The following is a 13,427-nucleotide window of genomic DNA, read 5'->3' on the forward strand; positions in this document are numbered from 1 at the left end:
CCCCCTCGGCGAGTTGTGGTACCTCAAAGAACTCGCCGGCTGGCTGCGCGAACACCACCGCAGCCGCTTCCTCCTCACCGCACCCCCACTCAACCTCCCCGGCACCCAAGGCAGCCCCCTCACACCGATCGCCACCGTCTAGGCGACCCGGTCGGCATCGAGCGCCGTTCGGTGCGGGTCGGGAATCCTGCCCCCGGTCGGCGCCGAACCGGCATTCATCCGCCGCCTCCCCGAGGTGGGTACGCATTGATCGTGTATCGTCACGCGGTGCTACAGGCAGATCCGGGAAGCCAGTTGTGGCCCCCGTGGCGATGCACCGGGTTGCGAAGGATTGGTGAGATGCCGCCCACTCGGAAGGAGCGCGGGAAGACCGAGCGCTACTACCGCATGCGTGAGAACGTGGTGGACATCGCCGTCGAGCTGTTCTCGAAGAACGGGTACACCGGCACGGGTGTGGCGGACATCGGCGAGGCGGCCGGACTGGCCCGGGGTGCCCTGTACTACTACATCGGCTCGAAGGACGCGCTCCTCGTCGAGATCCACGACCGCGTCATGGATCCGCTGCTGAAGGAAGCCGCCGCGATCGTCGAACTCGACCTGAGCTTCCAGGCCCGGCTGCGACTGCTGTCGGAATCCCTGCTCTGGCAGATCGTCAACAGGCATGACCACGTATGGGTGTTCCTGCACGAGTACCGCCAACTCCAGGGTGAGCACCGCGATTCGTTCCGTGAGAAGCGGCGGCGTTTCGAGTCGCGCATCCGTGGCGTACTCGCCGACGGGCACCGCCGGGGACTGCTCCAGGGGCGCCCGCAGGAGGACTTGGAGCTGGCGACGCTCGCGTTCCTGAATCTGCACAACTACACGTACCAGTGGCTTGGCGGCCATCGGGACAAGCGGGTCGAGGAGCTCTCCGCCTTCTACTGCGACATCTTCCTGACCGGCGTCCTGGCCGAACCCGTCGACCAGGCGCGCGCCGAGGACGAGTTGGAGCGAGGGCGGTCCGTCCTCCAGGAGTTGCGAGGCGTGAAGTCCGAGGTCGACGCCAAGGCCGAGGCGTAGGGTCCTGTTCTGTTCGTGCTGGGCGTGCGCTACGCTCCCAATAATGTACCGACCGGTCGATACTTTGATGGAGGGTCGAATGCCGACAACCGCCGGAAACCCCGAGGTCGCCGGGCGACGTGTCGTGATCACCGGGGCGGGACGCGGCCTGGGGCGTGTCCTCGCGCAGGCCTTCGACTCCGCGGGGGCGCGGCTGGGCCTGGTGGCGCGCTCCGAGGACGCACTCAAGGAGGTGGCCGGGACACTCCATGGCGACCCTCTCGTCTGCGCGGGGGACGTGCGTGACGAGGCCTTCAACGAGTCCGTCGCCGAGGGCATGGTCGAGCGGTTCGGCGGTGTGGACGCCTGGATCTGCAACGCCGGGGTCTCGCCCGGGGTCGCGACGGTGACCGACACCAGCCCCGACGCCTGGCGCCAGGTCATCGACGTCAACCTGACCGGGACGTTCCTCGGGGCGCGGGCAGCCGCGGCGGTGCTGGGCGCCGGAGGGCGGATCATCGTCACCGGTTCCGTGCTGGGCGACCGGCCCAAAGGCGGCCTCGCCGCGTACTCGGCGTCGAAGAGCGGCGTCCAGTCCCTGGTGGGGGCGCTGGCGCAGGAGCTCGGCCCGCGCGGGATCACCGTCAACACAGTGGCCCTCGGCTGGTTCGACACCGGGCTCGGCGCGCACTGGCGGCGCAGCTCGGAGCGCGACAGTGGCATCGTCGAGCACACGGCGCTGGGACGCTGGGGCACTCCCGACGATCTCCCCGGCATCTATCTGTTCCTGGCCTCCCAGTCCTCGGCCTATGTGACCGGCACGACGATCACGGTCGACGGCGGCTACTCACTGCTCTGAATGCGCCGGGTCCGTTGGCGTCACGTGACGCCAACGGACCTCGTCCGATTCTGATTGTCAGTCGGCGCTGAACACCCGTACGTCCCAGGCGCCGAGCTCCAGTTCGGTGCCTGCGGGGACCGGGCTGTCGTTCAGTACGTCGGTCAGATCGGCCGGGGCCGTGACACGGGCGGGCTCCCAGCTCCAGTTGTGGACGATGTGCACGCGCCGCCCGTCCTCGGCCGTACCGGTGGTCGCCGTGACCGAGGCCGGGAGGTTCCCCCAGAGGCTGCGGGCGGTGGGGGTCAGCCAGGTCGCCAGCTCCCGGGCGAGGTCGCGGCCCGGCACCGTCCCGACGTATGTCACCTGGCCCGCGCCGTGGCGGCGGGTGGTGACCGCCGGCCAGCGGCCGAAGTGCGGGTGGTCGTACGTGACCAGCGGCTCGGCGTCGGTGACGGTGAGGCCGTCGGCCCAGTGCAACGCCGTTGCACCGTCCGGCAGTTGGAGCGGGCCGCCGGGTACGGCACGCACCGGGATCTCCTGCGTCAGGTTGCTGAACTCGTCGTAGCTGACGCCCGCCGCGTCCACCAGACGGCCGGGGGCGAGCTCGTTGCGGGCCCGCGCCTCGTGGTCGGCGTACGCCGTGCGCGGGCCGAGGACCAGGTGGCCGCCCGCGTGGGCGTACGCGGCGAACCAGTCGAGGGTCGAGTCGGCGGCGATGTACAACGCCGGGACCATCAGGACCGGGTGGCGGCTCACCGCCTCCTCGGGGGTCAGGCCGCCTCGTTCACCGCTCGGGTCGTGGAGCTGGCGGCCGTGGACGATCCGGACCTGGCGGCCCGCGTCGAAGGCCCCCCGGTAGAAGGGGTCGAAGATCCGGTGGTAGGCGGTCTCGTCCGGGCCGCCGTCGCCCGTCGCGATCGGCGGATACTTCTGCATCAGCCACTTGCTGGGCGTCGAGTACACCATCGTGATGTCGGCGTCCGGTTCGAGACCGGCGACCAGCGGGCCCGCCGCGTCCAACTCGGCGCCCAGTCTGGCCAGTTCGGCGTACGTACGGCCGGGCCGGCCGCTGTGCGGGAGGACGCCGCCCCAGTACGTCTCGGCGCCGAAGTGCAGGGTGTGCCAGTGCCAGTACTCGATCATCCTGGCCCCGCGGCCGACCAGCGCCCAGGCGGCCTGGCGCCACTGGCCGTCGTAGGCGGGGCGGTTGTGCCACGGCTCGCCGATGGACGAGGCGTTCGTCTCTGTGACCAGGAACGGTGCCTGCTTGGAGGAGAACATCCAGTCGGCGGTCTGGTACAGCGCCCAGACACCCGTTGTCTTCCAGCGCTGCGCGTACGCGTCCGGCGTACGGTCGGGCAGCGCGAGGCCGTCCTGCATGTCGTAGTACGGGTTGCCCGACGCGATGTCGAGCCGGTCGGTCAGCTCGTCGTCCTCCACCGCCGGGCGGGTGTACGAGATGCAGGTGGTGACGAACTGGTCGGGGTTCGCGTACTCGCGGACGATGTCGGCCTGCCAGCCGATGAACTCGGTGACCTGCCGGGCCTGGAACTCCCGCCAGGCGACGTCGTACTGGGGCTGGACGTTGCCGTCCGGCGTCCACAGGTCGGCCCAGGTGGACAGGCGGTGCGACCAGTAGACGAGCCCCCATTCGCGGTTCAGGGTCTCGATGTCCCCGTACTTCGCCCGGATATGGTCGACGAAGCGCTCGAACACGCCCCGGTTGTGCAGGAGTTCGTTGCCGGGTTCGTTGTCGACCTGGAAACCGATGACCGCCGGGTGGCCGGCGTACCGTGCGACGATCTTCCGGATCACGCGCTCGGCGTGGAAGCGGAACGCGGGGTGCGTGAAGTCGACCTCCTGCCGGGCGCCCCAGCCGATGCGCTCGCCGGTGCGCCGCTCGCCGGTGATCTCCGGGTACTGGCGGGCCAGCCACGGCGGCACGGCGTACGTCGGGGTGCCGAGGACCACGTCGATACCGCGCTCATGGGCGCCGTCGAGCACCGGCTCCAGCCAGTCGAGGTCGAAGGTCCCGTTCTCGGGCTCCCAGGTCGACCAGACCGACTCGCCGACCCGGATCACGGTGAACCGGGCCTCCGCCATCAGGTCGAGGTCGGTCTTGAGCTGTTCGCCGCGGCGGTACTCGGGGCCGTGGACGGGCTGGTACTCGTGGTAGTACGCGGCGCCGAAGAGGACGCGGGCGGGCAGAACCGCCATGAAGTCAACCTCCAGTGGGGGAAGGGGAGTTGGGGCTGCATTTTCCTGGGGTACGACCCCCGGACCCCCAGCAGGAAAGCCAGCCGGTAGGTGTGAACCGGTGCGGACGTCGCGACGGCGAACCCGAGGAATGCAGGCAACTCGGGGCACATGTATGGGAGTTACTGCTTGACACCACCGGTGGCCAGGCCGCTCTGCCAGTACCGCTGGAGCAGCACGAAGGCCACGACGAGCGGGACCACCGAGACCATCGACCCGGTCACGACGAGCGCGAGCATGTCGCTGCTGGCACCCGCCCCGCCGTTCTGCGCCTGGGCGGCCCAGGAGGAGAGCCCGACCGTGATCGGGTACAGATCCGGGTCGTTGAGCATGATCAGCGGCAGGAAGTAGTTGTTCCAGGTCGCCACGAGCGTGAACAGCAGCACGGTCACCAGCCCCGGTGCCAGCAGCCGCAGCACGATCTGGAAGAAGATCCGGAACTCACCGGCCCCATCCACCCGGGCGGCTTCGAGGATGCTGTCGGGCACCGCGTCCTGCGCGTACACCCGCATGAGATACAGCCCGAAGGGACTCACCAGCGAAGGCAGGATGATCGCCCACGGCGTGTTCACCAGCCCGACCTTGGCGAACAGCAGGTACGTCGGAATGGCCAGGGCCGTCGCCGGCACCATGACCGCGCCGAGCACGAGGTTGAAGGCGGCGCCGTTCCCGCGGAAGCGGAACTTGGCGAACCCGTACCCCGCCGCAGCCGCCAGGATCGCGGCGCCGACGGCGCTGACACCGGCGTACAGCAGGGTGTTGAGCAGCCAGTGCAGGAAGACGCCGTCGTCCTGGGTGAAGGTGTCGCGGATGTTCGTCAGCAGCTGCGGGGTGTCGGAGAACCACAGGCCGAAGCTGTTGATCAGGTCCTGGGTGCTCTTGGTGGAGGCGATCAGGAGCCAGACGAGGGGGAGGAGGAAGTAGGCGAGCGCCGCGAACATGGCGATCGTCAGGGGGGTGCTGCGGCGGCCGGTCTGTCGCCCGCGCCGCTGCTTCGGCGCCTTGGGCGGGTGGTCCGTCGTACGAACCACGGTGGTCGCGGGGGGAGTTGTGGTGGTCACGCGGGCCTCCTGCGGTTCGCGGTGAGCAGGAAGGCGTACGAGATGATCACGATGAGCAGACCGAGGAGGAAGGACACCGCTGCCGCGTAGTTGATCTGCTGGCTGGTGAAGGCGAGCGTGTAGGCGTAGAGGTTGGCGGTGTACGAGCTGTCGATGACGTCCGGGACGATCTTCATCAGCAGGTTGGGCTCGTTGAAGAGCTGGAAGCTGCCGATCACCGAGAAGAGCAGGGTGAGCGTCAACGCAGGCCGCAGTGCCGGGAGTTTGATGGACCAGGCGATCCGCCAGGCCCCCGCCCCGTCCAGTGCGGCGGCCTCGTACAGGTCCTGCGGAATGGTCCGCAGGGCCGCGTACAGGATGATCATGTTGTAGCCGACGAACTCCCACGTCACGATGTTCGCCAGACTGCCGAGCATCCAGCTGTCGGTGAGGAAGTGCGGGGCGGGCAGGCTCAGTTTGTCGCTGAGCTGGGCGAACGGGCCGAAGTCCGGGCCGTAGAGGTAGCCCCACATCAGGGTGGCGACCACGCTCGGGACGGCGTACGGCACGAAGATGCCCAGCCGGATCACCCGGGACAGCCGCAGCAGACCGCTGTCCAGGGCGAGCGCGAAGAGCAGGGCGAGCAGCAGCATCACCGGGACCTGGATCACGAAGAACGTCGCCACCCGGATGACACCCTCGCGGAGCTGGGGGTCCTTGACGGCGGTGAGGTAGTTCTCCAGGCCGACGAACGACGTGCCGCCGACCAACTTCTCCTGGAACAGGCTCAGGTAGGCGGCGTAGCCGAGCGGGGCGAGGAAGAGGAGGAGGAACAGGATCATGAAGGGGGCGATGAACAGCGGGCCTGCCGAGCGTGGCCGTGCGAGGTGCCTGGCCATGTCAGGGAGCCGCCTTCACGGTGAAGCCCTGGCTCTTGGCGAACGTGGTGATCCGCGTCTGCCAGCCGCCGAGCGCGGCGACCGTGTCGGTCTTCCTGGCCAGGGAGCGGCCGACGGTCTCCGTCCAGTCGGTGGCCACCTGGTCGAGGAACGGCGGCCACTGGAAGGCGGGGTCGACCTGGGCGCTGATGCCGGCGAAGACCTCGTTGACCTTCTGGCCGCCGTAGAAGGCGGGGGTGTCGCCGATGTAACTCGCGTCCGCGAGAAGCGCCTTGGTGGCAGGGAAGAAGAACTGCTTCGTCGCGAACATCTTCGCGCTCTCGGGGTCGCTGTTGAGGAACTTGGCGAACTCGGCCGCGGCGATGGGGTTCTTGCTGGAACGGATCACGGCGGTCGTCGAGCCGCCCCAGTTGCCGGCGCTCGGCTTGGCGGCGTCCCACTGCGGCAGCGGGGCCGCCCGCCACTTGCCGGCGGTGTCCTTGGCCGAGCCGGAGAGGAAGGCCGGGCCCCAGGCCCCGACGATCCAGGTGGCGTACTTGCCCTTGTTGAGCGCGGCGTACCAGGAGTCCGTGAAGTCCGGCTCGACGCCGATGACGCCCTCCTGCGCGAGCCCGCCCCAGAACGCGCCGAGCTTCTTGGAGACCGCGTCGTCGACACTGATGGTGATGTCGCTCTTGCCGGAGGTGGCGTACGGCTTGGCGCCCGCCTGCCACAACAGGCCGTGCCAGGCCGCCACTTGGTTCGCGGCCAGGTTGGTCAGATAGACGTCCGGGTCGGCCTTGTGCAGCTTGCGCGCGGCCTCGGCGAACTCGTCCCAGGTCTTGGGGACTTCGATGCCGTGCTTGTCGAAGATGTCCTGCCGGTACAGCATGCCCATCGGGCCGGTGTCCTGCGGGACCGCCCACACCTCGCCGCCGGTGCCGCTGACCTGGCTCCAGGTCCAGTCGACGAACTGCGACTTGAGGGCGGAGACGCCGTACGGCCGCAGGTCGAGGAGGCTGTCGGTGATCGTGAAGGTCGGGATGGCCTGGTACTCGATCTGCACCATGTCCGGGGCGCCGCTGCCGGCCTTGAGGGCGGTACGCAGCTTGGTGTACTCCGGGACGCCCTGACCGGCGTTGACGGCCTTGACCTTGATCGCCGGGTACTTCTTCTCGAAGAGGGCGATCTCCTGCGCGATCTCCGGGACCCACGTCCAGAACGTCAGCTCGGTCGGGGTCTTCATCGCCTTGTCGATGTCGGCCTGACTGACCGGCTTCGACGAGGACGATCCGCTGTCGGAGCCGCCCCCGCCGCAGGCGGTGAGGGCCGCCCCGAGCGAGGCGGCGCCGGCCGCGGTGAGGAGGAGGCGACGGCTGATGGCAGAGGAGGAGACGGTGTTTCTGGGCATGGTGAACTCCGGCCGGGGCGAAAGGGAGTGGAGAGAAGGAGGCGATACGGGGGAGGGGGCCGCAGGTGGGGCTGACCGGCCTCTTGTCGGTGCGGCTACCGGTGGGGCGGGGGTGCGGTGGAGGACCGTACGACGAGGTCGACCGGTGGGTCGCTCGGCGGCAGGGGTTCCGCGTCCGGGTTCTCGATGGCGTGCAGGAGCCGTTTGAGGCCTTCCTGCGCCACGGCGTCGAACGGCTGCCGCACGGTGGTGAGCGGCGGGGTGATGTAGGCGGCGACCGGGATGTCGTCGAACCCGACCACGCTGACGTCGTCCGGCACGCGCCGGCCGGCCTCCGTCAGGGCCCGGATCAGCCCGATGGCCATGTCGTCGTTGGCGGCGAACACGGCTGTCACCGAGGGATCGGCGGCGAGTTCACGGCCCGCCGCGTATCCGGAGGCGGCCGACCAGTCGCCCACGACGACGGGCGGCTCGGGCGCGCCGTGGGCGGCGAGGGCGGCCCGCCAGGCGGTGAGCCGGTCCCTGGCCGCGAACCAGCGTGGCGGACCGGAGAGGTGATGGACCGTCACATGGCCGAGATCCAGCAGGTGTTGGGTGGCGGCCCGGGTCAGCAGATCCGCACCGCCGCCCGAGGTGACCGGGCGGGAGGCGGCGAAGGGTGACGGCGCACCGATGACCAGGACCGGCACGTCGACGGACAGCTCCGCCAGGCCCGTACCCCCGTCCTGGCCTTCGTCGATCGGCTCGGAGACGACGATGCCGTCCACCCCCTGGTCGAGGAGTGAGCCGACGGCGCCGGCGACACCCGCCGGGTCGCCCTCCACGGTGTTGACGACCCGCAGCGCGTATCCGGTGTCCCGGACGGCCCGCTCGATGCCCATGAGCAGCGACGCGGGCCCGTACAGGGCGGTGCCCAGTGTCACCACGCCGATGGATCTCGTCCGCCCGGAGGCGAGTGCCCGGGCGGCGTTGTTCATCCGGTAGCCGAGGTCCTCGGCGGCCTGGAGAACACGGCGGCGTACGTCCTCGGAGACGTACGGCTCGCTGTTGAAGACCCGGGACACGGTCTTCTGCGAGACCCCCGCGAGGCGTGCCACGTCGACACTGCGCGGTGTCGACGAGGTCGCACCCCGTCCTGTCTGTCGTGTCACGGATACTCCCGGTGGCCGGTGCCCACGGTAGCCGGAGGGTGACACCGGCTGCCGTGGACATGACGTAGAACCACGCTCGCCAGTTTTCTGACTGCGCTGTCATGACTGCGCAGTCATATCTACGCAGTCGGAGCGGGTGCGTCAAGAGTTCGCGCAATCTCCGCGTAACTTCATCGGGTTTCCGGGTAGCTACCGGGTTTGCCGAGTCGTCCGAGGAGCTACCTGTGCCGCTGCACGACATCGAGTCCCTGGCCCGTACCGCCCTGCCCGAGATGACCGACGACCTGCGGGCGCTGGTCGAGTACGAGACCCCCAGCGGCGACAAGGAACTGCTGACCGCCGGGCTCGCCGCCATCGAGACCTGGGCGGCCCGACGCCTCGGGCCGCCGGACGAGACCGTGCGCCATGACGGCGGGGAGCACGGGGACGTCCTGGAGTTCCTCTACCGGGGCACCTCGCAGACGTCGGTGCTGCTGCTCGCCCACTACGACACCGTGTGGCCGGCAGGCACCCTCGCCGAGTGGCCGTTCACCGTGACGGACGACGGCCGGGTGAGCGCGCCGGGCGCGTTCGACATGAAGTGCGGCCTGGTGCAGGCGGTCTGGGCGCTGCGCCTTCTCCGTGAACGGGACCTGCCGCGCCCGACGGTGCGCCTGCTCCTCAACGGCGACGAGGAGATCGGCAGCCCGTTCTCCCGGCCGCACATCGAGCGGCTCAGCGAGCTGGCGGCGGCCACCCTGGTGTGCGAGCCGGCGGCGGGGCCGGACGGGGACCTGAAGACGGCCCGCAAGGGCGTCGGCCTGTTCGAGGTGGCGGTGGAGGGGGTGGAGGCACACGCGGGTCTCGACCCGTACGGCGGCGCCAGCGCCGTGCACGCCCTGGCGGAACTGGTCACCCGCATAGTGGAGTTGGGCTCACGCGTACATGGCACGACGGTCAACGTCGGTGTGATCAGCGGCGGTACGGGCCGCAATGTCATCGCCGCCCACGCCCGCTGCGGTGTCGACGTACGCATCGCCGACCCCGCCGAGGCGGCCCGCATCGACACCGGACTGGCCGCCCTCACGGCCTCCGACCCCCGGGTACGGGTGTCCGTCTCCGGGGGCTGGAACCGTCCGGCGATGGTGCCGACGCCCGCCTCCCGACTCCTCTTCGAGCAGGCGCGGTCGGTGGCGGCCGAACTCGGTCTGACGATCCGTGAGACGGGCGTGGGCGGGGCGAGCGACGGCAACTTCGTCTCCGCGCTGCGACGCCCGGTCCTGGACGGCCTGGGGCCCGTGGGCGGGGGCGCGCACGCCCGCGACGAGCATGTGCTGTTGGCCCACGTTCCCGCCCGGACCGCACTCCTCGCGGGCCTGCTGATGGCCTACGCGGCATAATTCGGCCCTCACGTACGCTGGAGGAGAGGTCGGCTCAAGCGAGCGGGGATCCAGATGACGTACGAAGTGAAGATCGAGCTGAAGTCCGAACCGAAGTCCGAACCGAAAACCGGAGCCTCGGCCGAAGTGAAGGCCCCGGAGACCGCCGAAGCCGTGCGCCACGCCCGCTTCGGGCAGCTGCCGGAGCGGATCCGTGCGGAGGACATGGTGGCGGCGCAGCCGGCGTCGGTGCCGGACCCGGCGAAGGGCGCGTACAACGAGGACGAGTGGCTGGTCCGGTACTGCCTCTGAGCTGAGGGGCCGCGCCCGTCGGACGTGGGCGGGCGGGCCGCCGGAGGGATTCCGGTGGCCCGCCCGTGTGGACGTGCTGAGCGGGTCGGTCAGCCGACGTCGGAGGCGTCCAGGCGGTACAGGCCGCTGCTGGTCGACGTGGTTGATGTGGTTGATGTGGAAGTCGACGTCGACGAGCTGGTTGTCGAACCGGAGCTGTACGCCGAGGAGTTGACCGCCGTGCCGTGTGCTTTCACCCAGGTGGCGATCTCCGAGTTCGTGCCCTGGCCGGTGTCGCTGCTGACGATGATGTAGTGCAGCTTCCCCGACTTCACGAGGCTCTTGAGCTTGGCCAGGGTCATGGCGTCGTCGCTGCCCGACCAGCCGCCCATGGAGATCACCGGCTGGCCCGACTCCAGGATGATCGAGGACGCCGTCTGGTCGGTGGCCACTGCCAGCAGCCAAGTCGCCCCGTCCTGGTGCTTCTTGAGGTACGTGATCATGTCGGACGACACCTGGGTGCCGCCGCCCATCCCGCCACCACCGCCACCGGTGTCTCCGCCGTCACCGCTCGGACGCGTGCCCGACTCGGCCGCCGCCTCCGACGAACTCCGGCTGGAGGAGGAGGAGTTGCCGGACGGGGGCTGCCCCATGGACTGGTTGCCGCTGTTGCTCGTACCGCTGCTGCCAGTCGTACCGCTGGAACCCTGCGGAGCACCGCCACCGCCACCCATGCCGCCACCCATTCCGCCGCCCGTGCTGGGGCCTGCCGTCGGGTTCGTGCCGTTGGTGGAGCTGGTGGCCGCCGAGACGGAGTAGGCCGCCGGGCCCGCCAGGAGGGCGACGACCGCTGCCAGGGCCGCGATGCCCAGCAGGCGCTGCCGCTTCATGAACCGCCCGGTCAGCAGGCCGATGACCGAGACCGTGGCCGCCACGGCCACCACGATCTCCGCGACCGTGTACAGCGTGCCGGAGCCCGAGACCCGCTGGAGCAGGACGACCGCCCAGACCGCGCTCGCCGCGACCGCCACCGGGAGCACCCAGGCCCACTTCGCGGCCGAGCCCTCACGGAAGGCGCGGTACAGCATGACGCCGCCGGCGCCCGCCAGGGCCGCGATGCCCGGGGCCATGGCCGTGACGTAGTAGGGGTGGAAGGTGCCCTCGGCAAGGGCGAAGGTCAGGTAGTGCAGGACGAACCAGCCGCCCCACAGCATCAGCGACGCCCGCTTGGCGTCCGTACGGGGGGCCCGGCCGCGCAGGACGAGGCCCGCGACCAGGGCGATCAGCGCGAACGGGATCAGCCAGGAGATCTGGCCGCCCATGATCTCGTTGAACATCCGGTAGATGCCCGAACTGCCGCCGAAACTCGCGCCGTTGCCCTGCGAGCCCACCGACGAACTCGCTCCGAAGATCCGGCCGAAGCCGTTGTAGCCGATGACCAGGTCCCAGACGGTGTTGTCGGTCGAACCACCGATGTAGGGGCGGGAGGAGGCGGGGATCAGGTCGACGACCACCATCCACCAGGCGGAGGACACGACCAGCGCCACCGTGGCCAGGGCCAGGTTGCGGACGCGCCTGCCGAGCCCGGCGTTCGCCGCCCAGAGGTAGACCAGGAAGAAGACCGGCAGGACGACGTACGCCTGCATCATCTTGGTGTTGAACGCGAAGCCGATCGCGACCGCCGACCACACCAGCGGCATCAGCCGTCCGGTGCGCACGGCCTTCATCAGAGCCGCCGCGCCCAGCAGCATCAGGAAGACCAGGATCGGGTCCGGGTTGGTGTCCCGGGTGATGGCCACCGTGATGGGCGTCAGGGTGAGCGCGAGAGCGGCGATCGTCGCCGCGACGGGTCCGAAGTCACGCTTCACCATGCGGTGCAGCAACGCGACCGAGCCCGTGCCCACCGCGACCATCGGAAGCATCAACTGCCAGGTGCCGTAACCGAACACGCGGGCCGACAGGCCCATCACCCAGAGGGCGAAGGGGGGTTTGTCGACGGTGATGAAGCTGCCCGAGTCCAACGCGCCGAAGAAGAAGGCCTTCCAGCTCTTCGTGCCGCTGTACACGGCGGCGTCGTAGAAGGTGTTGCCGGTGATGGAGGAGAGGTTCCAGGCGTAGAGCGCCGTGGCCAGGAGGAGGATGCCCCACAGGGTCGGGCGGGTCCAGCGCGGGTCCTCCGGGGCGCCGGTGAACAGGCGCCGGGCGCGGGCCCCGAGACTGCCGTCGGCGGCCGGGGGTTCGGCCCGATGGCTGTGGTTCGGTGCGCTGTCGCGGGTCGGCGGCGGGGCGAGGGTCGTCATGACGCGTACTCCAAGCTGGGGGCGGGGCTGCTGATGTGCTGAGGTGCGCCGATGGCGCTCTGGCTCCGGGCTGCGGGCACGCGGTGCGGTACGGGGATCCGGGAGCGGCCGGTGAGACCGGCGCGCAGCATCCGGCGTATGCCTCTGAGGTCGTCCAGGGCGGTGCGGACGATGTCGACCCGGCTGTCGGGGTCGTCGACCCAGTCGACCGGTACTTCGTGGATGCGCAGGCCGTTGCGCTGGGCCAGGACCAGCAGCTCGGTGTCGAAGAACCAGGCGTTGTCCTGAATGTGCGGCTCCAGGGCCCGGAAGACATCGGTGCGGACCGCCTTGAAGCCGCACTGGGCGTCCGAGAAGCGGGCCGCGAGGCCGAGCCTCAGCAGGGCGTTGTACGAGCGCGAGATGAACTCGCGCTTCGGGCCGCGCACCACGTCGGACTGGCGGTGCAGCCGACTGCCGATGGCCACGTCGCTGTGGTCGGAGAGAAGGGGGGCCACCAGCGGGAGGAAGCCCGCGAGACCGGTGGACAGGTCGACGTCCATGTAGGCGACCACGTCGGCCGTCGAGCGGCTCCACACGTGCTTCAGGGCACGGCCCCGGCCCTTGGCGTCCAGATGGACGGCGTGGACATGGGGAAGGCGGAGCGTCAGATCGGTCGCCGCCTGCCAGGTGGCGTCAGTGCTGGCGTTGTCCGCGACCGTGATCCGGAACGGGAACGGGAAGGAGGCTTCGAGGTAGGCGTGGAGACGGCCGATGCTGTCGGCGAGTACGTGCGCCTCGTTGTACACCGGCACCACGATCTCGACCGAACGCTGCCGGACGCCCCTCGCGTTCGTTTCGTTCATGCCAGTGACGATCGGGGC

11 protein-coding genes are annotated in these 13,427 nt (G+C 69.8%); 4 read left to right on the forward strand and 7 right to left on the reverse strand.

Annotated features, from left to right (window positions below; genetic code table 11):
- Positions 1 to 339: 339 nt before the first annotated feature.
- Positions 340 to 1,059: a TetR/AcrR family transcriptional regulator gene (locus tag G3I56_RS36150; RefSeq protein WP_164416608.1), complete on the forward strand. Its 720-nt coding sequence runs from the start codon at positions 340 to 342 to the stop codon at positions 1,057 to 1,059.
- A 79-nt stretch (positions 1,060 to 1,138) separates the two neighbouring features.
- A complete protein-coding gene (locus G3I56_RS36155; RefSeq protein WP_203691509.1) occupies positions 1,139 to 1,897 on the forward strand; it encodes an SDR family oxidoreductase in 759 nt (252 codons plus the stop codon).
- A 57-nt stretch (positions 1,898 to 1,954) separates the two neighbouring features.
- Here G3I56_RS36155 and G3I56_RS36160 read toward each other — a convergent pair whose 3' ends face one another.
- The 5 genes from G3I56_RS36160 to G3I56_RS36180 form a co-directional block, all read right to left on the reverse strand.
- Positions 1,955 to 4,096 (reverse strand): beta-galactosidase, encoded by a 2,142-nt coding sequence (locus tag G3I56_RS36160; RefSeq protein WP_164416610.1) that lies wholly within the window; start codon positions 4,094 to 4,096, stop codon positions 1,955 to 1,957.
- A gap of 161 nt (positions 4,097 to 4,257) precedes the next feature.
- Entirely contained in the window at positions 4,258 to 5,088 is an 831-nt protein-coding gene (locus G3I56_RS36165) for a carbohydrate ABC transporter permease (RefSeq protein WP_239135312.1), read from the reverse strand.
- Between the two features lie 104 nt (positions 5,089 to 5,192).
- Positions 5,193 to 6,074 (reverse strand): sugar ABC transporter permease, encoded by an 882-nt coding sequence (locus G3I56_RS36170; protein ID WP_164416611.1) that lies wholly within the window; start codon positions 6,072 to 6,074, stop codon positions 5,193 to 5,195.
- Position 6,075: 1 nt separating this feature from the next.
- Positions 6,076 to 7,464: an extracellular solute-binding protein gene (locus G3I56_RS36175; RefSeq protein ID WP_164416612.1), complete on the reverse strand. Its 1,389-nt coding sequence runs from the start codon at positions 7,462 to 7,464 to the stop codon at positions 6,076 to 6,078.
- Between the two features lie 95 nt (positions 7,465 to 7,559).
- Complete coding sequence (locus tag G3I56_RS36180; protein ID WP_164416614.1) at positions 7,560 to 8,615, reverse strand: LacI family DNA-binding transcriptional regulator; 1,056 nt, start codon at positions 8,613 to 8,615, stop codon at positions 7,560 to 7,562.
- A gap of 224 nt (positions 8,616 to 8,839) precedes the next feature.
- On the opposite strand from G3I56_RS36180, the gene G3I56_RS36185 reads away from it, so the two are divergent.
- The gene (locus tag G3I56_RS36185) at positions 8,840 to 9,994 is read left to right on the forward strand and encodes a M20 family metallopeptidase (RefSeq protein ID WP_164416615.1); all 1,155 of its coding nucleotides are present in this window, start codon (positions 8,840 to 8,842) and stop codon (positions 9,992 to 9,994) included.
- 54 nt (positions 9,995 to 10,048) lie between these two features.
- Positions 10,049 to 10,285, forward strand: coding sequence for a hypothetical protein (locus tag G3I56_RS36190; RefSeq protein WP_164416607.1), 237 nt, complete (start codon positions 10,049 to 10,051; stop codon positions 10,283 to 10,285).
- Positions 10,286 to 10,374: 89 nt separating this feature from the next.
- Here G3I56_RS36190 and G3I56_RS36195 read toward each other — a convergent pair whose 3' ends face one another.
- Both G3I56_RS36195 and G3I56_RS36200 read right to left on the reverse strand, forming a co-directional pair.
- On the reverse strand, positions 10,375 to 12,564 hold the full coding sequence (locus G3I56_RS36195) for a glycosyltransferase family 39 protein (protein WP_164416616.1): 2,190 nt from the start codon (positions 12,562 to 12,564) through the stop codon (positions 10,375 to 10,377).
- Complete coding sequence (locus G3I56_RS36200) at positions 12,561 to 13,409, reverse strand: dolichyl-phosphate beta-glucosyltransferase (RefSeq protein ID WP_164416617.1); 849 nt, start codon at positions 13,407 to 13,409, stop codon at positions 12,561 to 12,563. The genes G3I56_RS36195 and G3I56_RS36200 overlap by 4 nt, the downstream gene beginning before the upstream one ends.
- Between the last annotated feature and the right edge of the window lie 18 nt (positions 13,410 to 13,427).

The organism is Streptomyces sp. SID12488, from assembly GCF_010548275.1.
Taxonomy (GTDB): Bacteria; Actinomycetota; Actinomycetes; order Streptomycetales; family Streptomycetaceae; genus Streptomyces.

Bases quoted from the DNA above. Each gene is read 5' to 3' on its own strand.
- G3I56_RS36150 (WP_164416608.1), top strand. From the start codon at position 340: ATGCCGCCCACTCGGAAGGAGCGCGGGAAGACCGAGCGCTACTACCGC.
- G3I56_RS36155 (WP_203691509.1), top strand. From the start codon at position 1,139: ATGCCGACAACCGCCGGAAACCCCGAGGTCGCCGGGCGACGTGTCGTG.
- G3I56_RS36160 (WP_164416610.1), bottom strand. From the start codon at position 4,096: ATGGCGGTTCTGCCCGCCCGCGTCCTCTTCGGCGCCGCGTACTACCAC.
- G3I56_RS36170 (WP_164416611.1), bottom strand. From the start codon at position 6,074: ATGGCCAGGCACCTCGCACGGCCACGCTCGGCAGGCCCGCTGTTCATC.
- G3I56_RS36175 (WP_164416612.1), bottom strand. From the start codon at position 7,464: ATGCCCAGAAACACCGTCTCCTCCTCTGCCATCAGCCGTCGCCTCCTC.
- G3I56_RS36190 (WP_164416607.1), top strand. From the start codon at position 10,049: ATGACGTACGAAGTGAAGATCGAGCTGAAGTCCGAACCGAAGTCCGAA.
- G3I56_RS36195 (WP_164416616.1), bottom strand. From the start codon at position 12,564: ATGACGACCCTCGCCCCGCCGCCGACCCGCGACAGCGCACCGAACCAC.
- G3I56_RS36200 (WP_164416617.1), bottom strand. From the start codon at position 13,409: ATGAACGAAACGAACGCGAGGGGCGTCCGGCAGCGTTCGGTCGAGATC.